Origin of the sequence: Mesorhizobium sp. NPDC059025 (assembly GCF_042739655.1) — a bacterium.
In the GTDB taxonomy this organism is placed as follows: Bacteria; Pseudomonadota; Alphaproteobacteria; order Rhizobiales; family Rhizobiaceae; genus Mesorhizobium.
The window spans coordinates 1-21,900 of record NZ_JBHYIM010000025.1; the positions used below are offsets into that span (position 1 = coordinate 1).

At 63.2% G+C, this 21,900-nt stretch carries 20 protein-coding genes; 5 read left to right on the forward strand and 15 right to left on the reverse strand.

Annotation, left to right across the window (positions count from 1 at the left end; genetic code table 11):
• Positions 1–164 precede the first annotated feature (164 nt).
• Positions 165–563, forward strand: a complete 399-nt coding sequence (locus tag ACFWYE_RS30635) for a group II truncated hemoglobin (protein WP_379115770.1) — start codon at positions 165–167, stop codon at positions 561–563.
• A 3-nt stretch (positions 564–566) separates the two neighbouring features.
• Here the strand turns inward: ACFWYE_RS30635 and ACFWYE_RS30640 are convergent, their stop codons facing one another.
• The 9 genes from ACFWYE_RS30640 to ACFWYE_RS30680 all read right to left on the reverse strand — a co-directional run bounded on the left by ACFWYE_RS30640 (position 567) and on the right by ACFWYE_RS30680 (position 11,168).
• On the reverse strand, positions 567–1,337 hold the full coding sequence (locus tag ACFWYE_RS30640) for an isocitrate lyase/phosphoenolpyruvate mutase family protein (RefSeq protein ID WP_379115771.1): 771 nt from the start codon (positions 1,335–1,337) through the stop codon (positions 567–569).
• Positions 1,338–1,459: 122 nt separating this feature from the next.
• The gene (locus ACFWYE_RS30645; RefSeq protein WP_379115772.1) at positions 1,460–2,089 is read right to left on the reverse strand and encodes a sarcosine oxidase subunit gamma; all 630 of its coding nucleotides are present in this window, start codon (positions 2,087–2,089) and stop codon (positions 1,460–1,462) included.
• On the reverse strand, positions 2,082–5,144 hold the full coding sequence (locus ACFWYE_RS30650; protein WP_379115773.1) for a sarcosine oxidase subunit alpha family protein: 3,063 nt from the start codon (positions 5,142–5,144) through the stop codon (positions 2,082–2,084). Before ACFWYE_RS30650 ends, ACFWYE_RS30645 begins: the two co-directional genes overlap by 8 nt.
• On the reverse strand, positions 5,141–5,455 hold the full coding sequence (locus ACFWYE_RS30655; RefSeq protein ID WP_379115774.1) for a sarcosine oxidase subunit delta: 315 nt from the start codon (positions 5,453–5,455) through the stop codon (positions 5,141–5,143). Before ACFWYE_RS30655 ends, ACFWYE_RS30650 begins: the two co-directional genes overlap by 4 nt.
• A gap of 16 nt (positions 5,456–5,471) precedes the next feature.
• Positions 5,472–6,725: a sarcosine oxidase subunit beta family protein gene (locus ACFWYE_RS30660; RefSeq protein WP_379115775.1), complete on the reverse strand. Its 1,254-nt coding sequence runs from the start codon at positions 6,723–6,725 to the stop codon at positions 5,472–5,474.
• 70 nt (positions 6,726–6,795) lie between these two features.
• Entirely contained in the window at positions 6,796–8,133 is a 1,338-nt protein-coding gene (glnT, locus tag ACFWYE_RS30665; RefSeq protein WP_379115776.1) for a type III glutamate--ammonia ligase, read from the reverse strand.
• A gap of 55 nt (positions 8,134–8,188) precedes the next feature.
• Positions 8,189–9,517: an FMN-binding glutamate synthase family protein gene (locus tag ACFWYE_RS30670; RefSeq protein ID WP_101939695.1), complete on the reverse strand. Its 1,329-nt coding sequence runs from the start codon at positions 9,515–9,517 to the stop codon at positions 8,189–8,191.
• A gap of 12 nt (positions 9,518–9,529) precedes the next feature.
• Entirely contained in the window at positions 9,530–10,267 is a 738-nt protein-coding gene (locus ACFWYE_RS30675) for a protein GlxC (RefSeq protein WP_379115777.1), read from the reverse strand.
• Between the two features lie 4 nt (positions 10,268–10,271).
• Positions 10,272–11,168 carry a glutamine amidotransferase family protein gene (locus tag ACFWYE_RS30680; RefSeq protein ID WP_379067086.1) on the reverse strand — a complete coding sequence of 299 codons (897 nt, stop codon included), beginning with the start codon at positions 11,166–11,168 and terminating at the stop codon, positions 10,272–10,274.
• A 302-nt stretch (positions 11,169–11,470) separates the two neighbouring features.
• Here ACFWYE_RS30680 and ACFWYE_RS30685 point away from each other — a divergent pair, with 302 nt between their 5' ends.
• From ACFWYE_RS30685 to ACFWYE_RS30700, 4 genes are all read left to right on the forward strand, one after another.
• A complete protein-coding gene (locus tag ACFWYE_RS30685) occupies positions 11,471–12,604 on the forward strand; it encodes an aminomethyltransferase family protein (RefSeq protein ID WP_379067084.1) in 1,134 nt (377 codons plus the stop codon).
• 13 nt (positions 12,605–12,617) lie between these two features.
• Positions 12,618–13,217 (forward strand): dimethylamine monooxygenase subunit DmmA family protein, encoded by a 600-nt coding sequence (locus ACFWYE_RS30690; RefSeq protein ID WP_379115778.1) that lies wholly within the window; start codon positions 12,618–12,620, stop codon positions 13,215–13,217.
• Positions 13,214–14,179 carry a PDR/VanB family oxidoreductase gene (locus ACFWYE_RS30695; RefSeq protein WP_379115779.1) on the forward strand — a complete coding sequence of 322 codons (966 nt, stop codon included), beginning with the start codon at positions 13,214–13,216 and terminating at the stop codon, positions 14,177–14,179. Before ACFWYE_RS30690 ends, ACFWYE_RS30695 begins: the two co-directional genes overlap by 4 nt.
• A 62-nt stretch (positions 14,180–14,241) precedes the next feature.
• The gene (locus tag ACFWYE_RS30700; RefSeq protein WP_379067079.1) at positions 14,242–15,282 is read left to right on the forward strand and encodes a DUF3445 domain-containing protein; all 1,041 of its coding nucleotides are present in this window, start codon (positions 14,242–14,244) and stop codon (positions 15,280–15,282) included.
• 52 nt (positions 15,283–15,334) lie between these two features.
• Here ACFWYE_RS30700 and ACFWYE_RS30705 read toward each other — a convergent pair whose 3' ends face one another.
• From ACFWYE_RS30705 to ACFWYE_RS30730, 6 genes are all read right to left on the reverse strand, one after another.
• The gene (locus ACFWYE_RS30705; protein ID WP_379072911.1) at positions 15,335–16,060 is read right to left on the reverse strand and encodes a helix-turn-helix domain-containing protein; all 726 of its coding nucleotides are present in this window, start codon (positions 16,058–16,060) and stop codon (positions 15,335–15,337) included.
• Between the two features lie 173 nt (positions 16,061–16,233).
• Entirely contained in the window at positions 16,234–17,205 is a 972-nt protein-coding gene (locus ACFWYE_RS30710) for a 2-hydroxyacid dehydrogenase (RefSeq protein WP_379067077.1), read from the reverse strand.
• Between the two features lie 74 nt (positions 17,206–17,279).
• Positions 17,280–18,179: a succinate--CoA ligase subunit alpha gene (gene sucD / locus ACFWYE_RS30715; protein ID WP_379067075.1), complete on the reverse strand. Its 900-nt coding sequence runs from the start codon at positions 18,177–18,179 to the stop codon at positions 17,280–17,282.
• Positions 18,180–18,190: 11 nt separating this feature from the next.
• Positions 18,191–19,375 carry a malate--CoA ligase subunit beta gene (locus ACFWYE_RS30720; protein ID WP_129413582.1) on the reverse strand — a complete coding sequence of 395 codons (1,185 nt, stop codon included), beginning with the start codon at positions 19,373–19,375 and terminating at the stop codon, positions 18,191–18,193.
• A gap of 13 nt (positions 19,376–19,388) precedes the next feature.
• Positions 19,389–20,354, reverse strand: a complete 966-nt coding sequence (locus ACFWYE_RS30725; protein WP_379067073.1) for an HpcH/HpaI aldolase/citrate lyase family protein — start codon at positions 20,352–20,354, stop codon at positions 19,389–19,391.
• Positions 20,355–20,378: 24 nt separating this feature from the next.
• Positions 20,379–21,569 carry an aminotransferase class V-fold PLP-dependent enzyme gene (locus tag ACFWYE_RS30730; RefSeq protein ID WP_379067071.1) on the reverse strand — a complete coding sequence of 397 codons (1,191 nt, stop codon included), beginning with the start codon at positions 21,567–21,569 and terminating at the stop codon, positions 20,379–20,381.
• Between the last annotated feature and the right edge of the window lie 331 nt (positions 21,570–21,900).

Below are 21,900 nucleotides of genomic sequence, written 5' to 3' on the forward strand. Positions count from 1 at the left end.
TGCCCGGCCTGCCCTCCAAGCCATCCTCGGAGAAGATCTTCCTCAACGATCAGGGACAGATCGAGGGACTGTTCTAACAGGAAAGGCAGTAGGGCGGTAAGGGATCAGGGCAGTATCAGCCCAAACCTCACTGCCCTACTGCCTGTTCAAGGAGCTTCGGCCAGATGATTTCGCCGGAGAAACTCTCACTCTACGAAGCCATCGGCGGCGATGATGGCCTGGAGCGGCTGGTCCAGGCCTTCTACGACATCATCGAGCAGGACGAGGGTGCACAGGAACTGCATCTGCTCCACCGTCGCGGCCACGGAGTCGCTCATTCCCGCATCGAACAGTTCGACTACCTCTCCGGCTTTCTCGGTGGCCCGCAACACTATGTGCGAAGGCATGGTCATTCGCGGCTGCGCGAGATTCACGAGCACGTTCCGATCGGCCCAGAGATGCGTGACCTCTGGCTCAGATGCATGACCAAGGCTGTAGCCGCTGCTGCCATCGCCGAACCGACAGCCAGCCACCTCATGCAGCATCTGGCGCGGGCGGCTGAGATCGCCCGCAACCAGGATTAGCTCTCAACCGGAAATCGCGGCGCGCGCCTGCTCTTCCAGCCACGCCACCATCTTGCGGTACGGCACCGGCCCATGGCTGATACGGGCGACACCGAGTTCCGCCAGCTTCTGGCGCGGCGGCACATGCGCCAGCGCGATGATGTTGACCGGCAACGCAACCGCCTTGCACAGCTTTTCGATCAGTGCAGGGTCGCCGAGACCGGGCGCGAAGAAACCGTGCGCGCCTGCCTTCTCATAGGCTGCAGCACGTGCAATCGCCTGCTCGACCAGTGCTTCGCTGTGCTCTTCGGGCTTGGCTTTCAGGAAGATGTCGGTGCGGGCATTGATGAAGGCCGGCACGCCGCCTGACTTGACCGCGTCCACGGCCGCCTTGATCCGGTCGACCTGCACTGCGATCTCGTAAAGGCCACCGCCGCCGACGATCTGGTCCTCGAAATTGAAGCCGACCGCGCCGGCCTCGATTGCCTGCGTCACGGTGGCCGCAACCGTCGCTGGCGCCGGCCCATAGCCGCTTTCGAGATCCATCGTGGCCGGCAATTCCACCGAGGCGGCTATGCGACGGAAATTGTCCAGCGCCACCGCCAGCGGGATCTTCTCGCCGTCCGGATAGCCGAACGCTGCAGCAACCGGCCAGCTGCCGGTCGCCAGAGCCTTGGCGCCAGCCTTCACGACGGCCTGGGCGCTGCCTGGGTCCCAGACGTTGAAAAGCACCACGGGGTCGCCCTTGACATGAAGGGCATGGAAAGCACGCGCGCGTTCGATCTGGTCGCTCATGGATCTACCTTGTGCAGGATGTCGGACTGCGGCGACCCTAACGCGCACCTCGCAGCCACGCCATGGCACAGATCGACAATGCTGACATGTCCAACCGTCTACGGCGGCGAGACCGCCACGGATCAGGACAACGGCACACGGGAAGCTTGTATGCCGTATTCAGCCGCGGCATCGGCAAGCGTGTGCCAGAGGCTGTCGGCGAAGCTGGTGAAGACGAGCAGGCTGTAGACCGGACTGCCGTCGGCAGCGTCGGATTCACGCCAGAGATTGACCCCGGTGTGGTCGATCGAGGTGGCAGCGGCCGCTCCGACCGGAAACACGGCGTCATGCAGATCGATCGACGATACCTTGGCGAGTGCATCGCGCACCCTGGCACCCGACAATCGGATCAAGCAGCGCCCGCCGGACTGATCGCTGAGAGATGCCGTCCCGTCGAAGACAGCCGCCAGCGGCGGAACAGGATCGGGCACGTTTCCGGCACTCAACACAAAGAACTGATCCGGACCGGTCCATATCAGCGTAACGCCCTTGCCGGCGACAGCTCCAGGTTTTTCCGGTGGCAACACCCCCCAGACCCTCTTGGCTGCCTTCGCCACGTTGGCGACCTGACCACGTCGCGCCATCACCTGCACCAGGCTGAAGCCGCTGATCTCCGCCATGGCGATACCGGCATCGCCGGAGGCCAGGCCGATGCGCCCTGGCGCAAACGCCTTGCGCAGCGTTGACTGCGCCTCCCAGGAATACTCAGCCACGCTGGCGCCCTCCCTCCGGATCGTAGAAGACCGGACTGGTGATCTCGACTTCCATGTCCTCGCCCCGCAACGGATCGTAGGCCCGCACGATCTCGCCATGGCGCTCGCGTCCACGCTCGACCAGCGCCAGCGCGATCCAGTGGCCGAGCATCGGTGAATAGCAGACCGAAGTGAGGTAGCCCTGGTCCGTATCGGGACCGGGAGCCGCGCCCTTCGGGATGACATGCGCGCCCGAACGCAGCCTGCTGGCCTTGTTGACCGGCTTGATGCCGACCACCACCTGCCGGTCCGGCGCGATCAGCGCCTCGCGCCCGGCCATGGCGCGGCCGACATAGTCCTTTTTCTTCGACATCATCTTGCCGAGGCCGAGATCATCGGCCGTCGTGGTGCCGCTGAGCTCGGGGCCGGCGACATGGCCCTTTTCAATGCGCATCACGCCGAGCGCTTCCGTGCCGTAGGGCGTCACCCCGAATTCGGCGCCTGCCCGCATGAGGTTTTCGGCCATGGCCTCGCCATAGCGCGCCGGCACGCCGATCTCGAACGCCATCTCGCCCGAGAACGAGATGCGGTAGAGCCTGGCCCGCATGCCGCCGCGCAGCGACACCTCACGCACGCCCATGAAGGGGAAACCTTCATTGGAGAGATCTTCCGCCGGGTCGCACAGGTTCTTCAGAAGATCGCGCGTGTTGGGGCCGGCGATCGAGAATTGCGCCCACTTGTCGGTGACCGAGGTCAACTGCACGTCGAGTTCGGGCCACAGCACCTGCCGGCAATATTCGAGATGCTGCATGGCCGGCCCGGCCTTGGCGGTCGTGGTGGTGAGGAAATAATGATCCTCGGCCAAACGCGACGTCGTGCCGTCGTCATAGACCAGCCCGTCCTCGCGCAGCATCAGCCCGTAGCGGGCCTTGCCGACGGCAAGATTGGAGAAGGTGTTGATGTAGAGGCGGTCGAGGAAGGTGCCGGCGTCCGGACCACGCACATCGACCTTGCCGAGCGTCGAGACATCGCAGAAGCCGACGCCGTTGCGCACGGCCCGCACCTCACGCGTCACCGATTCCAGCCAGTCCTTCTCGCCGGCGATCGGGTACCATTGCGCGCGCTTCCACAGGCCGGTGTCGACGAACACCGCGCCCCGGGCAGCAGCCCAGTGATGTGACGGCGTCAGGCGCCATGCGTGGAAATTTTCGTCACGGTGGTGTCCGGCCAGGGCCCCGATCGCCACCGGCGCATAAGGCGGCCGGTAGATCGTGGTGCCGGTATCGGCGATGTCGCGCCCCGTCGCCTCGGCCATCAAGGCAAGGCCGTTGACGTTGGACAACTTGCCCTGATCTGTCGCCATGCCCAGCGTGGTGTAGCGTTTCAGGTGCTCGACACTCTCGAACCCTTCACGCTGCGCGAGCTTCACATCGGAAGCGGTCACGTCGTGCTGAAAGTCGACAAAGGCCTTGCCGCCGTCGACATGCCACAGCGGCTTGATGGCAAAACCTTCGTCGTCGCCCTGCGCAACAGTGCCGGCCTTGCCCTTGGCGCCGCAGTCTTTCGCGGCAGCAGCACCGGCCGCATGGCCTTCACGCAGACAGGCGGCGAGCGAGAAGTCTCCTCCTGCCGCTCCCACCATGACCATGCCCGGCGGACATTGGCCGGGCACAAAGGCCGCGATGTCATCGCGCCAGACCGGCCTGCCGCGCTGGAACGACGACAGCGCCACATTGGGGTTCCAGCCACCCGACATGGCCAGGCAATCTGCCTCGATCTGCTGTGTCCGGCCGCTGGCGTCGCGCACGACGATGCTGCGCACACCGTCGACGCCGCCATTCACCGCGCTCACGACACCACCGAGCTGCCGCAGATTGAGCCCGCGATAGCCTGCGGGAACCACGCCGCGACTGTCGATCACCGCAGCGACGGACGCTCCGGCGCGCTGCACGGCCTCGGCCGTGCGCCAGCCGTCGTCATTGTTGGTGAACAGCGCGACCTGCCGGCCAGGCATCGCCGCGAAACGGTTGATGTAGCTGCGCACGGCGGACGCCATCATCACGCCCGGCCTGTCGTTGCCGGGGAAGACGAGCGGACGCTCGATAGCACCGGCCGCAACGACGGCGCGCCTGGCAACGATGCGCCAGAGCCGCTGGCGCGGCTGGTGTGCAGGCGGCACGGCGACGTGATCATTGACACGCTCGAGCGCGCCATAGGTGCCGCCGTCATAGACACCGAAGACGGCGGTGCGAGCCATGATGCGGACGTTCGCCAGACCTGCAATTTCGTGCAGTGCACCTGCCAGCCATTCCGCCACCGGCTTGCCATCGATCTCGCCGTTCTCGGAGAGCAGCCGTCCGCCGAGACGACTATCCTCGTCCGCCAGGATAACGCGCGCGCCAGCGCGGCCGGCGGCGAGTGCGGCGGCGAGACCGGCCGGGCCACTGCCGACCACCAGCACGTCGCAGTGCGCCCAGGCTTTCTCGTAGTGATCCGGGTCGGCTTCGCCCGACGCCTTGCCAAGGCCGGCAGCGCGCCGGATGGCCGGCTCGTAGAGCTTCTCCCACAGCTTCGCCGGCCACATGAAGGTCTTGTAGTAGAAGCCGGCGACGAAGATCGGCGAGAACAGCGAATTCACCGCCATGACGTCGTGACGCAGCGAGGGCCAGCGGTTCTGGCTCTCCGCCGCGAGCCCGTCATAAAGCTCGGCGGTCGTCGCACGCGTGTTGGGCTCGCGCCTTGCACCGCTGCGCAGTTCGACCAGCGCGTTCGGCTCTTCCGCGCCGGCGGTCAGGATGCCGCGCGGGCGATGATATTTGAACGAGCGGCCGACCAGCCTGACGCCGTTGGCCACCAGTGCCGAAGCCAGCGTATCGCCGGCGAAACCGACCATCCTCTTGCCGTCGAAGGTGAAGCCGAGCGGCTGCTTGCGATCGATCTGGCCACCGCTCGACAGGCGGTGAGATTGCGTGCCTGCCGAAACGAAACGCGGCGTCGGTGCATCGGCAGTGGTTTTGTCATTGAAGGCGAGCGGCGCGGCATCGCCCGATATCCGGCCGGTTCTGGTCGCACTCATGATGTCGCGCCTGCCTTGGCCGGCTTCTGCGCACCTGCACCCGGTGCCGCGTGCACGGCCTTGATTTCATGTGTCGTCGTGCTGCGGGTGACAGTCAGCCAGGAACGGCAGCCGCCGCCATGATACCAGCGTTCATCCATGTCTCCGGCGATGTTGTCGCGCAGGTAGACGTAGTCGAAGAAAAGGTCCTGCGCGTCCGGCTGTTCGGCCCCGTCAGCTGCGAAAGCCATCGGCCGCTTCGGTGCCGCGTCGCCGAGATAGGTGAACTCGCCGAGCTCGCGTTCTCCGCAGAATGGGCATGCTATGCGCATGGCGCCTTACTCACTTTCAATGCAGGTTGGGTTGGGCGCCCTGGCCCTTCTCATCGATCATCGCGCCGCGCCGGAAACGGTCGAGCCGGAAGCGTTTCGCTTCCTCGTGCGGCTCGTCGCGGGCGAGCAGATGGGCAAAGACCAGGCCGGAGGCCGGTGTCGCCTTGAAGCCGCCGTAGCACCAGCCGGCATTGAGATAGAGCCCGTCGATCGGCGTCCTGTCGATGATCGGCGTGCCGTCCATCGACATGTCCATGATGCCGCCCCACTGGCGCAGCAGGCGCACGCGTCCGATCATCGGCATCAGTGCCATGCCGCCTTCGCAGACGTCCTCCATCACCGGCATGTTGCCGCGCTGGGCATAGGAGTTGTAGCCGTCGAGATCGCCGCCAAAGACAAGCCCGCCCTTGTCGGATTGGCTGACGTAGAAATGGCCGGCACCGAAGGTAATGACGCCGGGGATGAGCGGCTTGATCGCCTCGGACACGAAAGCCTGCAGCACATGGCTTTCGATCGGCAGGCGCATGCCGGCCATCGCCGCGACGCGCGAGGTGCTGCCGGCCACCGCCATGCCGACCTTGCCGGCTCCGATCGTGCCGCGCGCCGTTTCGACGCCGGTGATCCTGCCGTTCTGGTCGCGTGCAAAGCCGGTCACTTCGCAGTTCTGGATGATGTCGACACCGAAGGAGTCGGCGGCGCGTGCATAGCCCCACACCACCGCATCATGCCGGGCTGTGCCGGCGCGCGGCTGCCACAATCCACCCATCACCGGAAAACGGGCGTTGTTGTAGTTCAGGAACGGCAGCACCTTGCGGATCTGCTCAGCATCGAGCAGTTCGGCGTCGATGCCGTTGATGCGCATGACGTTGCCGCGCCGGGCGAAGGCATCGCGCTGCGCATCGGAATGATAGAGGTTGATGATGCCGCGCTGGCTCACCATGGTGTTGTAGTTGAGGTCCTGCTCCTGCCGCTCCCACAGCTTCATCGACAGCTCGTAGAAACCGGTGTTGCCCGGCAGCATGTAGTTGGAGCGGATGATGGTGGTGTTGCGCCCGGCGTTGCCGGAGCCGATCCAGCCCTTCTCCAGCACCGCGACGTTGCGGATGCCGTATTCCTTTGCGAGGTAATAAGCGGTGGCCAGTCCATGACCGCCGCCGCCGATGATCACCACGTCATAGTGTTTCTTCGGCTGGGGATCGCGCCAGGCCCGCGTCCAGCCCTTGTGGCCCGAAAGCGCCGCCTTGGCGAGCGAGAAGATCGAGTACCGCATTTCAGTCTGTTCTGGCCTCTATCCTGGAGCGTTTCCGTTTTTGCGGAAACGCCCGGAATTGCTCTGGCGGCTACACGTCGAGCGTGTGGTCGCGCTCCCACTGGGTGAAATGCGAGGCATAGGAATTCCACTCCTGCTGCTTCAGCCGGATGAAGGCAGCGGAGAACTCCTCGCCCATCGCCGCTTTCAGCGACGTGTCCTTGTCATACTCGCGCAATGCATCGAGCAGGTTGAGCGGCAGCTTGGCGCCGTGGGTCACGGTGTGGCCGTCCTTGTACATGTCGATATCGCTGCGCGGGCCCGGATCGGCCTTGCTCTTCATGCCGTCGAGGCCGGCTGCTATGATCACCGCCTGCATCAGATAGGGATTGGCGGCGCCATCCGGCAGGCGAAGCTCGAAGCGGCCCGGCCCAGGCACACGCACCATGTGCGTGCGGTTGTTGCCGGTCCAGGTCACGGTGTTCGGCGCCCAGGTGGCACCCGATATGGTGCGCGGCGCATTGATGCGCTTGTAGGAATTGACGGTCGGGTTGCAGATCGCAGCCAGCGCCGAGGCATGTTTCATGATGCCGCCGAGGAAGTGGCGACCCTGCTCGGAAAGCCCGAGCTCCATGTTCTTGTCAGCGAAGGCGTTGGTCTGGCCCCCGAGATCCCAGACCGAGATATGCGCATGACAGCCGTTGCCGGTCAGGCCCTGGAAAGGCTTCGGCATGAAGGTGGCGCGCAGGCCATGCTTCTCGGCGATCGACTTGACCATGAACTTGAAGAAGGAGTGCTTGTCGGCTGTCGCCAGCACATCGTCATACGCCCAGTTCATCTCGAACTGGCCGTTCGCGTCCTCATGGTCGTTCTGGTAGGGCTCCCAGTTCAGCGACAGCATCGCATCGCAGATTTCGGCGATCACGTCGTAGCGGCGCATCACGGCCTGCTGGTCGTAGCAGGACTTGGCGGCGGTATCGTGCTCGTCGGAAATCTGCTTGCCATCGGGCGTCGTCAGGAAAAACTCGGGCTCGACGCCGGTCTTCACACGGATGCCGAATTCGGCGGCTTCCGAAACCAGGCGCTTCAGCGTGTTGCGCGGCGCCTGCGCCACGCTCTTGCCTTCCATCAGACAGTCCGAAGCCAGCCAGGCGACCTCCGGCTTCCATGGCAGCTGGATGACCGAATCCGGATCCGGCACCGCCAGCATGTCTGGATGCGCCGGTGTCAGGTCCAGCCAAGTGGCAAAGCCGGCAAAGCCGGCTCCATCCTTCTGCATGTCCGAAATCGCCTGTGCCGGCACCAGCTTGGCACGCTGGCCGCCGAACAGGTCGGTGTAGGAGATCATGAAATATTTGACGTTACGCGCCCGGGCGAAATCCTTCAGCTCTGCGGTAACTGCCGTGCCGGCCTCGAAATTGGTTCCCATTGTTTTCCCCTGGGTTGTTCTTCTTCTTGTTGTTTTGATTGAATGAAGAGATCGCCTAGAAGCTGCCCTTTCCAGGTATCCAGCCGGTGCCGGCAAGCGGAACGCCAGCCATGGCCGCGGATTCGATTGTCAGGGCGCAGAGGTCCTCCGGTTCCAGGTTGTGCACGTGATTTTTGCCGCAGGCACGAGCGATCGTCTGTGCTTCCAGCGTCATCACTTTGAGATAATTCGCCAGACGCCGGCCGGCGGCAATCGGATCGACGCGTTTCATCAGCTCGGGGTCCTGGGTGGTGATGCCGGCTGGATCCTTGCCCTCGTGCCAGTCGTCATAGGCACCAGCCGTCGTACCAAGTTTCTGGTACTCGTCTTCCCAGCGTGGGTCGTTGTCGCCCAGCGCGATCAGCGCGGCAGTACCGATCGAGACCGCATCGGCGCCCAGCGCCAGAGCCTTGGCGACGTCAGCACCATTGCGGATACCGCCGGAGACGATGAGCTGCACCTTGCGGTGCATGCCGAGATCCTGCAGCGCCTTCACCGCTGGCCGAATGCAGGCGAGCGTCGGCTGGCCGACATGTTCGATGAACACCTCCTGCGTTGCCGCAGTACCGCCCTGCATGCCGTCGAGCACCACCACATCGGCACCTGCCTTCACGGCAAGAGCCGTGTCGTAGTAAGGCCGCGCGCCGCCGACCTTGACGTAGATCGGCTTCTCCCAGTCGGTGATCTCACGCAGTTCGAGGATCTTGATTTCCAGGTCATCCGGACCCGTCCAGTCGGGATGACGGCAGGCCGAACGCTGGTCGATGCCCTTGGGCAGCGTCCGCATCTCGGCGACGCGATCGGAGATCTTCTGGCCGAGCAGCATACCACCGCCGCCTGGCTTCGCGCCCTGGCCGACAACGATCTCGATCGCGTCGGCGCGGCGCAGGTCACGCGGGTTCATGCCGTAGCGCGACGGCAGATACTGATAGACGAGCGTCTGGGAGTGGCCGCGCTCTTCCTCCGTCATGCCGCCGTCGCCGGTGGTCGTCGAGGTACCGGCAATCGTCGCGCCGCGGCCGAGTGCTTCCTTGGCCGGTCCCGACAACGAGCCGAAGCTCATGCCGGCAATGGTAATCGGGATTTTCAACTGGATCGGCTTTTTCGCGTGACGGGCACCGAGGGTGACGCTGGTGTCACAACGCTCGCGGTAGCCTTCCAGCGGATAACGCGAGATCGAGGCGCCGAGGAACAGCAGGTCGTCGAAATGCGGCAGCTTGCGCTTGGCGCCGGAGCCGCGGATGTCATAGATGCCGGTCGCCGCGGCGCGGCGGATTTCCGACATCGTGTAGTCATCGAACGTAGCCGACCGGCGAGGCGTCGTCGGAGGATTGTGATAGGTCATTTAGGCGTCCCCTCAGTACGCGTCGGCGTTGTCGATATTGAAGTTGTAGAGCGTACGGGCCGACCCGTAGCGTGTGAACTCTTCCGGCTTGACGTCGGTGATGCCGGCGCGGTCGAGCAGCTCCTTGAGCTTGGCGATATGCTCCGGCCGCATTTCCTTCTGGATGCAGTCGGCGCCGAGGCTTTTCACCGTGCCACGCACGAACAGGCGTGCTTCGTAGATGGAGTCGCCCAGCGCATCGCCGGCGTCTCCCAGCACCACGAGATTGCCCGATTGTGCCATGAAGGCCGACATATGTCCGACATTGCCGCGTACGACGATGTCGATGCCCTTCATCGAGATGCCGCAGCGCGACGAGGCATTGCCCTCGATGACCAGCAGGCCGCCGCGACCGGTCGCGCCGGCATACTGACTGGCGTCGCCCTTCACGGTGATCTGGCCTGACATCATGTTTTCGCCAACGCCCGGCCCAGCTGAACCGTGCACGGTGATGCTGGCCTTGTCGTTCATGCCGCCGCAGTAGTAACCGACGCTGCCACGCACCTCAACGGCAATGGGCTGCGCAACGCCGGCAGCCACAGCGTGGCTGCCCTTCGGGTTGATCACTTCCCAGCTTGGTTCGTCGGCTGCGTCCGTCACCTGATGCAGAGCGAGGTTGAGTTCGCGCAGCGGTGCCGCATCGAGATCAAAGATGCGCGGCACATAATTGACTTCGCGCTGAGGCGACTTGGCGAGAGTGGTCACGTTCATCGGCTCAGTGCTCCCAGAAATAGACGGTTGACGGCTCCGGTTCCCACACCTTGGCGTCTTCGATGCCGGGCAATTTGGTCAGCGCGCGGTATTCCGAGCCGAAGGCGACATAGCGGTCGGTCTCGGCAAGCACGGCCGGCTTGCAGGCAATGGCATCGCGCACCACGCCGAAACCATTCTTGGTGCCGACGACAAAGGTAAAGAAGCCGTCGAGGTCATTGACACTGCTTTCCAGTGCCTGGCCGAGGTTCTGGCCATGCGCGATCTTCGATGACAGGTAGGCTGCCGCCACCTCGGTGTCGTTCTCGGTCTCGAACTTCATGCCCTCGCGGATCAGCTCGCGCCGCAGATTGTTGTGATTGGACAGCGAGCCATTGTGGACCAGGCATTCGTCCGGGCCGGTCGAAAAGGGATGCGCGCCCAGCGTGGTAACGGCGGATTCGGTTGCCATGCGGGTGTGGCCGATGCCATGGGTGCCGGTCATCTTGCTGACATCGAAGCGCTTGACGACATCGACGGGCAGGCCGACTTCCTTGTAGATCTCGATGGCATCGCCCGCGCCCATGATGCGCACGGACGGACGAAGTTCGGCGATCGCCTCGCGCGCCGCCTCGACCTTGCCGGCTGGCACATCGATGACCGCATGGGTGGACTTGGCCAGCAGCGTCACCTTCGCGCCGATTTTCTTTCCGAGCTCGGCTTCCAGGCCAGCAAAATCCGTCGCCGGCGACGGCGACTGGATCGTAACCTTGGCCTTGCCTTTGGTGGTCGCGCCGTAAACCGCGATGCCCGCGCTGTCGGGGCCACGGTCGGTCAGCATCACCAGCATTTCAGAGAGCATGGCGCCGAGTTGCGGCTCCAATGTCTTGTCCTTCAAGAACAGTCCCACAATTCCGCACACGACGTTACCTCCAATGGCAGCGGTCCGATGATCAAACGCTAGCAGCTTTGAAAATCCAATTCAACTGCTATGAATGTTTTTTTCCTTACAGAAAAGTCCCGCATTGTACCTCGCCGCGGAACCGAGGCCTCCTGGGAGGACTAAAGTCGGACCCGGGGAAAGTTGCCTATCAGTAATATTTCTTGCACAAAGATATTGCCCCGACGACGGAATTCGAGTCAATATGCGTCTGGCGAAAGAGCAGGCTGATAAGAAAAGAATGGCCGCTTTTCGAAGGTACCCTTGAGGAGAAGGACACCCGCATGACAGCTTCCTGGCGTTTCTCGACTTTGGCCGACCGCCATCGCGCCCTGGGCTCCAAGCTTGAAGACTGGAGCGGCATGGGCACGGCCTGGACCTATGATAAGGACGCCGACGAAGAATATGTCGCCATCCGCACCAAGGCCGGCCTGATGGATGTCTCGGGCCTTAAGAAGGTCCACATCACCGGCCCGCATGCCTCGCACCTGATCGACCTGTGCACGACACGCGATGTCGAGAAGATCTATCCCGGCAAGTCGGTCTACGCCTGCATGCTCAACGAAGCCGGGAAATTCACCGACGACTGCGTCGTCTACCGCATCAGCACCAATTCCTGGATGGTCGTGCATGGCTCCGGCACCGGTCATGAGGAATTGACCCGCGCCTCCATTGGGCGCGACGTATCGGTTCGCTTCGACGACAACCTGCACGACCTGTCGCTGCAGGGCCCGACCGCTGTCGACTATCTCGCCAGGCATGTGCCCGGCATCCGCGACCTCAACTACTTCCACCATATGCAGACCCAGTTGTTCGGCCTGCCGGTGATGATCTCGCGCACCGGCTACACCGGCGAGCGCGGTTATGAAATCTTCTGCCGTGGCCAGGATGCCGGCACGATCTGGGACCGCATCCTCGATGAAGGCAAGAGCGAGGGTATCATTCCGTGCCGCTTCACCACGCTCGACATGCTGCGCGTGGAGAGCTACCTGCTCTTTTATCCCTACGACAATTCGCAGAAATATCCCTTCGACAACGAAGGGCCTGGCGACACGCTGTGGGAACTGGGGCTGGATTTCACCGTCAGCCCCGGCAAGACCGGCTTCCGCGGTGCCGAGGAACACTATCGCCTCAAGGGCAAGGAACGCTTCAAGATTTTCGGCGTCCTGCTGGAGGGCACCAAGCCCGCTGACGAAGGCGCACCGATCTATCGCAATGGCAAGAAGGTCGGCGTCGTCACCTGCGCGATGTATTCACCGCTGGTGAAGAAATCGATGGGCATCGCCCGCCTCGACGTCGACTGCGCTGTCGTCGGCACCGAACTCGAAGTCCGCAACGCCTCCGGATCGGTCAAGGCGACGGCGCAGGCGCTGCCATTCGACGATCCCAAGAAGCTGAAGCGCACGGCAAAGGGCTGATCCGTTGGACGGGATGCCGGCAAAGACGATCCTCAGTCGCCCGGTCTACGGAACCCTGTCGCCCCAGACCGGCAAGAACCATCTCTTCGTCGCGGATGCCGAAGGCGCATCCGCGATCCTCGACCTGGCGAAGAAGGCTCCGGACGATTTCTTCGCCAGCACGCACATCATGTTCATACCCGAGACGACCAGGAGCCAGTTTCAAACGCCGCTGAAGGCCTTGAAGCCCGCCCAATTCTATGAAGGTCCTTCGATCGCTGCTGCCCTGCCCCGTCTCAGGCAGACGCTTGCCAACGCCCATATGGGCCTCAGGCTCTACCTCGCAGGCACCGAAGGGTTGATCGGCCAGGCCATGCAGGTGGCGCTGGAAGCCGGCATCGATCATTCCTCGATCCAGACCGAACATCGCGGTTCCTGGGCGCGCCGGGTGCAGTGCGTCCACTGCAAGGGCGTCACCGAGAACGTCACGACGCAGCCGGCCACCTGCTCGCATTGCGGCCTGCTGCTTCTCGTACGCGACCATTATTCGCGCCGCCTTGCTGCCTTCCAGGGCGTGTGCATCAACGCCGAGGATCCGAGCGAGATCCCTCAGAAAGAGGAGATTTTCCGGTGAGCGCGGGAACAACGAAACTGAACGTCACCGTGACCGACGTGGTTGCGGTCAATGAGCTGGTGAAGCGCTTCCATTTCGAGCGCACCGACGGCGGCGACCTGCCGACCTTTTCCGGCGGTGCCCATGTCGTGGTGGAAATGCGCGACGGCGACAAGTCCAGGCTGAATCCCTATTCGCTGATGAGTTCGCCGCACAACACACGCGACTATACGATCAGTGTGCGCCGTGACGATGCAGGACGTGGCGGCTCGCTGTTCATGCACAACCGCGTCAAGCGCGGCATGGAAATGGTGATCTCCTATCCGGTCAACCTGTTCTCGCTCGACCTGAGGGCCAGGAAACACCTGCTGCTGGCGGGCGGCATCGGCATCACGCCGTTCATGGCCCAGACTGCCCAGCTTGCTGGCGAAGGCGGCAATTTCGAACTGCACTACACCTGCCGCACGCCGGCCCTTGGCACCTATGCCGACGTACTGCGTGATCGCTACGGCAAGCGGATCAACATCTATTATGACGACACCAACGAGCGCCTGCCGCTTGAACGCCTGCTGAGCTCGCAGCCTCTCGGAACACACCTCTATGTCTGCGGACCCGCCGGCATGATCCGCTGGGTACGCGAAACGGCGGCGGCGCACGGCTGGCCGGATGAAACCGTGCATTACGAACATTTCGCTGCGCCGCAGCCGGGCCTGCCCTTCGATGTCACGCTGGCGCTCAGCAAGATGCAGATCAGTGTCGGCGAAGAACAGAGTTTGCTCGAGGCGATGGAAGCCGCCGGTATCGACCCGCCCTATCTATGCCGTGGCGGCGTCTGCGGCCAGTGCGAGACCAATGTCATCTCCTACGACGGCGCATTCAGACACAATGACCACTGGCTGACCGAGGCCGAGCATTGTTCGGGCAAGAAGATCATGCCGTGCGTCTCACGCTTCGAGGGCAAGTCCCTCGTGCTTGAGCGTTAGCGCAGCGGTTTTGCGTCCGGACTTGCGTAGAAACAAAGAGTTGGAACCACGGGGAGGAACCTATGGGCATCAATTTCAGGCAGGAAACATTCCGGGACGATTTCACCTTCAGGAACAGCCCGGAATTCATCCGGCGCTTTCCCTTCCCGTTCCACGAAGACGCCTACATGTATGCGGTCAACATCGAGCCGCATGTACCAGGTCCAAACGGCACCGTGCTTGAAAACCTCATCGACGTCGACGAGCACTATGTTTCCGAGATGCAGGACCGTGCCAAGGTGCTCGCCGAGGATCCGTTGCGTTGCCAGTCGCTGCCCCACATGACGCTGGCCGGCTGGGACCTGCTCGAGCTCCTGATGACCGAGCAGGCCAAGGGTTATCCCGAGCATTTCACGCTCACCCGCGACGGCGATCGCTGGCGCTGGATCAACCGACCGCTCGGCATCGACGACAGCTTCACCTTCGGCGACCTTTCCACCCTGCCTTATGGGCCGATGGAATACATCACGCGCCAGAGCCAGGGCGACTTCTGCATCCTCGACCAGCGCGACGGCAATCTGTGGATGGATGCCGGAATGGTCACCACCCAGGCCGACTGGTCGCTGGACTTCGACATCGGCATGAACTTCTTCGAGTGGCACGCGCCGGTGCCGCTGGCGCACGAAAAAGGCATCTTCACCCGGGCACTGAAATTCCTCACCAACATCCAGCAGGGCAAGCCGGCACGGCGGCTGAACTGGACGATGACCATCAACCCGCGCCTCGACACCAGCCCCGAGAACTATCACAAATGGGGACCGGACCGGACCACCGTCACGCCCGACAATGTCGGCGACAAGGTCCATCTGCGTGTCGAGCTGCAGAGCTTCTGGCGCCTGCCACGCTCCAACGCGCTGGTCTTCCCGATCCGCTGCTATCTGATCAAGATGGAGGAACTGGTGACCGTGCCGAAATGGGCGCGCCGCTTCCACCGCGTCCTGCGCGACCTGCCGAACGAACTGGTCGAATACAAGGGCCTCACCCGCTATCGGCCGACCACCCTCGAATGGCTGTCGAAATATGACGACGGAACCCCCACCTCGCCGGGTTTCCTCCCGGACTGAAACGGGGCGATAACCCTCTACCCGGTGAGACAATAGCGCGCCGAAAGGCGCGCTATTCGTTTCCGGAGCCCTGCCTGTAGGAGATGATCGAGAGATAGCGGATCGGCAGCGTCGTCAGTTCGTCCGGCCCATGCGGTGCATCGGCATCGAAGAACAGGCTGTCGCCGGGCAGCATCCGGTACAGATTGCTGCCGTGGCGATAAACCACCTCGCCTTCCAGCATGTAGAGGAATTCCATGCCATCGTGCTGAAACGCCGGAAACACATCGGAATTTTCGGTCAGCGTGATGAGATAGGGTTCGACGGTCACACCCGCTGTGTTTGAACTGATATAACCAAGCAGGTTGTATTGATGGCCCGCGCGGGTGCCTCGCCTTTCAACGTCAACACCTTCGCCTGCCTTCACGAAGACAGCATTGCGGTCTTCCTCGAACCGCCGGAAGAAAGAACTGAGCGGTACGCCAAGAGCGCGCGACAGAGCCTGCAAGGTTGTCAACGAAGGTGATGTAATACCATTCTCGATCTTGGACAGCATACCAAGCGAAATATTCGTGGTAGCGGCAAGGTCGGCGACGGTTATGCCGAGCTTCTTGCGGAAGGCGCGCACTTCATGGCCGATGGCAACTTCGAGAACCTTTTCCCGCGTATCACGGACGGCGTGCGGATCCTGGTGCAGCGGCGCCGCCTTGAGCTGTGCTGAAGCCAGGCCCTTCTTGGATGAGTTGGTCGCCTGGGCAGCAGCGCTGGCGCCTTTACCATCCTTGACCGACTTGTCCATTATATACCCTCGGAACTTCGCGTGTTCACCATAGGTAAACATATTCACACTTTGGTTCAAGTCCAAAGGCTCAATGCGGCGAAGTGTGCGAGGATCGGAGAAAACCGATCCGCTTGGGGTCAACGGCTCAGCAAGGGATTTGCGCTTTCAGCCTCCTCAGCGAGAGATCGCTATCAGACGACGCGATCTGGAATCGGCTCGCCGGCAAAGAAGGCAGTGATGTTGTCGACCACCTTCATGCCCATCGCGACACGGGTCTCTTCAGTGGCGCTGCCGAGATGCGGCAACAGCACGGTGTTCTCCAACCCGACCAGCCGTTCCGGAACGTGTGGCTCCTGAGCGAAGACGTCGAGCCCGGCACCGGCGATCACGCCGCTCTCCAGTGCATCGGCCAGCGCGGTCTCGTCGACCACGTCGCCACGCGCCGTGTTGATCAGGAAGGCGCTCTTCTTCATGCGGGCGAGCCGCTCGGCATTGATCAGGTTGCGGTTCTCCGCGCCGCCGGGGCAATGCAGCGACACGAAATCGGCCTGCCCCAATACCGCTTCGATCGAGGGCAGTTGCGTAGCCCCCATCGCGCGCGTCTCTTCGTCGTCCACACGCGAACGGTTGAAGAAAACCACCTTCATGCCGAAGCCGAAATGCGCACGACGGGCCATCGCCTTGCCGATGCGGCCCATACCGATGATGCCGATCGTCTTGCCCGTCACCTTGGCGCCGATCATGTGGGTCGGACACCAGCCCTTCCACTCGCCGGCACGCAGCTGGCGCTCGCCTTCGCCGGTGCGGCGCGCAACCGCCAGCAGCAGGCTCATCGCGATATCGGCCGTGCAGTCAGTCAACACGCCTGGCGTGTTGGTCACCACGATGCCGCGCTGCTTCGCTGCCTCGACATCTATATGGCTGAAGCCAACACCGAAATTGCCGATGATCCTGGCCCGTGGCTGTTCCTCAGGGAAGATTTCAGCTGGCAGCTTGTCGCTGACTGTCGGCAGCACGGCATCGAAATTCAGCAGGGCAGCTTTGAGCTGCGTCGCCGTGAACGGAATGTCGCCCGCGTTGAGGGTGGTGTCGAAGCGCTCGGCAAGCACCTGCTCGACAGCCGCCGGCCACTTCCTGGTCACGATCACGCGTGGCTTCATCATCTGCTCCTGCATGGCATGGTTGAGGCGGCGCCTGGACCCGGCGCCGCCCCTCAAGACGATTGTCCTAGCCCTGTTTAGGCTGCTTTACGCTGCTCGGCCAGTACACCCGCAACGGTCGGACCGAATGAGGCCGGGGTCTGAACGATGGTGACGCCAGCATCGCGCAGGATCTCGACTTTCTCCTGCGCGGACTCGCCGAATGCCGAGATGATGGCACCGGCATGCCCCATGCGCTTGCCCTTCGGAGCTGACAGACCGGCGATGTAGGCGATCAGCGGCTTCTTCATGTTCGTCTTCGCCCACTCGGCGGCTTCCGCCTCCTGCGGACCGCCGATCTCGCCGATCATCACCACCGCGTCGGTCTCGTCATCCTTCTCGAACAGTTCGAGGATATCCTTGAACGACGATCCGTTGATCGGGTCACCACCAATGCCGACGCTGGTCGACACACCGATGCCGAGCGCCTTCATCTGCGAAGCCGCTTCATATCCGAGCGTACCCGAGCGGCCGACGATGCCGACGCGGCCGGGCAGGTAGATCGAACCCGGCATGATGCCCATCAGCGCCTGCCCCGGCGTGATGACGCCGGCACAGTTCGGACCGATCAGCGTCATGCGGTCTTCGCGGCGATAGCGCAGCATGTAGCGTTTCACCCGCATCATGTCCTGCGAAGGGATGCCGTCGGTGATGCAGACGCAGAGCTTGATGCCGGCATCCGCCGCTTCCATGATCGAGTCCGCAGCGAAGGGCGGCGGCACGAACACGATGCTGGCCTCGGCGCCGGTCTCGCGCACCGCGCCCTTGACCGTGTTGAACACCGGGATTCCCTGCTGTGACTGGCCGCCTTTGCCCGGTGTCACGCCGCCGACGACATTGGTACCGTAGCGCTTCATGTCCTCGGCGTGGAAGGAGCCGATCTTGCCGGTGAGGCCCTGGACGATGACCCTGGTATTGCGATTGAGCAGAACTGACATTTCGTCCTCCCTCAGCTGGCTTTCTTGAGTGTCGACTGGCGCATCGCCGCAACCGCCTTCTCGGCGGCTTCGGCAAGCGTGTCGGCAACGATGATCGACTGACCCGAAGCACTCAGGATGCGACGGCCCTCCTCGACATTCGTACCCGCCAGCCGCACCACCAGGGGCACGTTGACGCCAACCTCGTGGATCGCCTTCAGCACGCCTTCCGCCACCCAGTCGCAGCGGTTGATGCCGGCGAAGATGTTGACCAGAATCGTCTCGACATTTTTGTCGGCGAGCACGGCGCGGAAGGCCTTGGCGACACGTTCGGGCGACGCGCCGCCGCCGATGTCCAGGAAGTTGGCCGGCTCCCCACCGGCGATCTTGATCATGTCCATCGTCGCCATGGCGAGCCCGGCACCGTTGATGATGCAGCCGATGTTGCCCTCCAGCCCGACATAGGAGAGGCCACGGTCGCTGGCGAAGGTTTCGCGCGGATCTTCCTGCGACTTGTCGCGCAGTTCCGAGATCTCCGGGCGACGGAACAGCGCGTTTTCATCGAACGACATCTTGGCGTCGAGCGCCATCAGATTGCCTTCGCGCGTCACCACCAGCGGATTGATCTCCAGCATCGAGGCGTCATAGTCGCGGAACACCTGGTAACAGCCCATGATGGTGTCGGTCGCCTTGCCGATCAGGCTGTTTTCCAGTCCGAGCCCGAACGCGATCTCGCGCGCCTGGAACTGCTGCATGCCGACGCCGGGATCGACGGTGGCACGGATGATCGAATCCGGCTGGCGTTCGGCGATCTCCTCGATCTCCATGCCACCCGAGGCGGAGGCCACGATCATCACGCGTTCCGCTTTGCGGTCGAGCACGAAGCCGAGATAGATCTCCTGGCGGATGTCGACGGTTTCCTCGATGTAGAGGCGCGAGACCAGCTTGCCGCGCGGCCCGGTCTGATGCGTCACCAGCTTGCGGCCGAGCATCGCTTCCGCCGCATCGGACACTTCCTTGTCGGACTTGCAGATGCGAATGCCGCCGGCCTTGCCGCGCGCACCGGAATGGATCTGGGCCTTTACCACCCATTTGTCGCCGCCGATCTCACGTGTACGATAGGCCGCCTGTTCGGGGCTGTAGGCAAGTCCGCCGCGCGGAATGTGCACCGAATGGCGCGAAAGCAATTCCTTGGCCTGGTATTCATGAATATCCATGTCGAACTCCTCCTCAGTTCGGTAATGCTTGGCGCGAACGCGCCGACTGCTCGATGGCGTCGTGGGTCACGAGGACGTTGCGGGCCATGCGCTCGGAGGCGGCATCGATCATCTTGCCATCCAGCGCAGCAGCACCCCTGCCCTGTTCTTCCGCTTCCTTCAGCACCTCGATGATGCGCCTGGCGCGGGTGACTTCCTTCTCCGGCGGCGAGAACACCGCATTGGCGAGTTCGATCTGCGAAGGGTGGATGGCCCACTTGCCTTCGATGCCGAGTGCCGCGGCACGGCGGGCAGCGGCCATGTAGCCTTCCGGATCCGAGAAATCGCCGAACGGGCCATCGATGGCACGCAGGCCATAGGCACGGCAGGCGACGGTCATGCGCGACAGCGCGAAATGCCACTGGTCGCCCGGATAGTCGGGATTGAGGCCGCCGATGTTGACGGTGCGCGCCTTGCAGCTTGCGGCATAGTCCGCGACACCGAAATGCAGGGCCTCCAGCCGTCCGCCGAAGGCGGCGATCGCCTCGACGTTGGCCATGCCGAGCGCCGTTTCGATCAAGGCTTCCAGCCCAACGCGGGTCTTGTAGCCCTTGGCCATCTCGATCTGGTTGACCATCGCCTCGACCATATAGAGGTCGGCCGGAACGCCGACCTTGGGCACCAGGATCGTATCCAGCCGGTCGCCGGCCTGTTCCATGATGTCGACGACGTCGCGATACATGTAGTGCGTGTCGAGGCCATTGATGCGCACTGATACCGTCTTGCCCCTGGCGCGCCAGTCGATGTCGTTCAGCGCCTCGATGATGTTGCGGCGCGCCCGCTCCTTGTCGGGCGGCGCCACCGCGTCCTCTATGTCGAGGAAGATGAAGTCGGCCGCACTCGCCGCCGCCTTGCTGATCATCTCCGGGTTGGAACCCGGAACCGCAAGCTCGGAGCGCTGCAGCCGCAGCTTGCGCAGATGGTTGATGGTATGGCTCATCGTGGGTCTCCTCCCTCCGGCGCGTCAGGCGGCCTTTGCAACCGCGGCTGGTTCGGCCAGGCGGAAGTGTTCGAGCGCGGCTCCGACACCTGAGCCCGGTGCCACCTTCACGCCGCAGTCGCGCAATGCCATTTCAGCGGCCGACAGCGCTCCGCACACCATCACCTCGTTCAGCCAGCCGAGATGACCGATGCGGAACACCCTGCCGGCGACCTTGTTCAGGCCGACGCCGAGCGAGGTCTGGTATTTGTGGTAGGCGCGCTTCACGACTTCGGCGCTGTCGATGCCTTCAGGCACATAGACCGCGCTCACCGTGTCCGAGTGCCACTTGCGTTCCCTGGCACAGAGCTTGAGGCCCCAGGCGTCGACGGCCTTACGCACGCCTTCGGCCAGATGGTGATGGCGGGCGAAGATTGTTTCCAGCCCTTCCGTCTCGATCAGGTCCAGCGAAACGCGCAGGCCACGCAGCAACTGGGTTGCCGGGGTGTAGGGAAAGAAGCCAGTGTCGTTGGCGCGGATCATGTCCTCGAAGGAGAAGTAGCAGCGTCGGCCTTTCGCCGTCTTCGCGGCGGCAAGTGCTTTCTGGCTGACCGACAGGAAGCCGAGCCCCGCCGGCAGCATGAAACCCTTTTGCGAACCGCTGACCGCGCAGTCGACACCCCACTCCTCCTGGCGGAAGTCGATCGAGCCGATCGATGAGACGCCGTCAACGAACAGCAATGCCGGATGACCGGAGGCATCCAGCGCCTTGCGTACGCCGGCAACATCGCTGGTGACGCCCGTGGCCGTCTCGTTGTGCGTGCAGAACACCGCCTTGATGCGGTGTTCCTTGTCGGCGGCGAGCCGCTCGGCGTAAATCTCGACCGGCACGCCGGTGCCCCATTCCACATCGACGACATCGACATCGAGCTCCAGTCGCTCGGCCATGTCGACCCAAAGATGCGAGAACTGGCCGAAGCGCGACATCAGCACGCGGTCGCCGGGGCTCAGCGTGTTGGTGATGCCCGATTCCCAAGCGCCGGTTCCAGACGATGGATAGATGAAGACGCGGCCGGTCTCGTTCTTGAACACCCTCTTCAGGCCTTCGAACAGGCCGAGCGTCAGCTGCGGAAAGGTCGAAGCGCGCATGTCTTCCATCGGCAGGTTCATCGCCTGCCGGACGGCTTCCGGCACGTTGGTCGGCCCAGGGACGAAGAGATGCGTGAAACCAGCCATGATGATCCTCCCGATCTGTCTGCGCCGGCTTCAAGGGACCGGCAGGCATTCGGCGGGCTCCGCCGTGGGAAGAATAATGTTTTCCTGGCCAGATCCTCACAACACCTGCCAAGGTGGAACCTTCCGCCATCAAGCGTCGGGCCGAACCTGCCTGCCGGGTAGGCGAAACCCCACCCCGGACGGGTGCAGGGCCACCCGGAACGCAAGTGTTGCGAAGACCAAGAAAAAACGGCGGACCGAGGCCCGCCGTTCGTCAGAGATCAAATGTGGAAAGGTGCTCAGTCGATGTCGAAGGAGACGCCCTGGGCGAGCGGCAGCGCCTTGGAGTAGT

Excerpts from the sequence above, each read along its gene's own strand:
- ACFWYE_RS30660 (WP_379115775.1), bottom strand. The coding sequence starts at position 6,725 with ATGCGGTACTCGATCTTCTCGCTCGCCAAGGCGGCGCTTTCGGGCCAC.
- ACFWYE_RS30655 (WP_379115774.1), bottom strand. The coding sequence starts at position 5,455 with ATGCGCATAGCATGCCCATTCTGCGGAGAACGCGAGCTCGGCGAGTTC.
- ACFWYE_RS30710 (WP_379067077.1), bottom strand. The coding sequence starts at position 17,205 with ATGATGAAGCCACGCGTGATCGTGACCAGGAAGTGGCCGGCGGCTGTC.
- ACFWYE_RS30720 (WP_129413582.1), bottom strand. The coding sequence starts at position 19,375 with ATGGATATTCATGAATACCAGGCCAAGGAATTGCTTTCGCGCCATTCG.
- ACFWYE_RS30725 (WP_379067073.1), bottom strand. The coding sequence starts at position 20,354 with ATGAGCCATACCATCAACCATCTGCGCAAGCTGCGGCTGCAGCGCTCC.
- ACFWYE_RS30635 (WP_379115770.1), top strand. The coding sequence starts at position 165 with ATGATTTCGCCGGAGAAACTCTCACTCTACGAAGCCATCGGCGGCGAT.
- ACFWYE_RS30705 (WP_379072911.1), bottom strand. The coding sequence starts at position 16,060 with ATGGACAAGTCGGTCAAGGATGGTAAAGGCGCCAGCGCTGCTGCCCAG.
- ACFWYE_RS30640 (WP_379115771.1), bottom strand. The coding sequence starts at position 1,337 with ATGAGCGACCAGATCGAACGCGCGCGTGCTTTCCATGCCCTTCATGTC.
- ACFWYE_RS30700 (WP_379067079.1), top strand. The coding sequence starts at position 14,242 with ATGGGCATCAATTTCAGGCAGGAAACATTCCGGGACGATTTCACCTTC.
- ACFWYE_RS30685 (WP_379067084.1), top strand. The coding sequence starts at position 11,471 with ATGACAGCTTCCTGGCGTTTCTCGACTTTGGCCGACCGCCATCGCGCC.
- ACFWYE_RS30730 (WP_379067071.1), bottom strand. The coding sequence starts at position 21,569 with ATGGCTGGTTTCACGCATCTCTTCGTCCCTGGGCCGACCAACGTGCCG.
- glnT (WP_379115776.1), bottom strand. The coding sequence starts at position 8,133 with ATGGGAACCAATTTCGAGGCCGGCACGGCAGTTACCGCAGAGCTGAAG.
- ACFWYE_RS30675 (WP_379115777.1), bottom strand. The coding sequence starts at position 10,267 with ATGAACGTGACCACTCTCGCCAAGTCGCCTCAGCGCGAAGTCAATTAT.
- ACFWYE_RS30670 (WP_101939695.1), bottom strand. The coding sequence starts at position 9,517 with ATGACCTATCACAATCCTCCGACGACGCCTCGCCGGTCGGCTACGTTC.
- sucD (WP_379067075.1), bottom strand. The coding sequence starts at position 18,179 with ATGTCAGTTCTGCTCAATCGCAATACCAGGGTCATCGTCCAGGGCCTC.
- ACFWYE_RS30650 (WP_379115773.1), bottom strand. The coding sequence starts at position 5,144 with ATGAGTGCGACCAGAACCGGCCGGATATCGGGCGATGCCGCGCCGCTC.
- ACFWYE_RS30690 (WP_379115778.1), top strand. The coding sequence starts at position 12,618 with ATGCCGGCAAAGACGATCCTCAGTCGCCCGGTCTACGGAACCCTGTCG.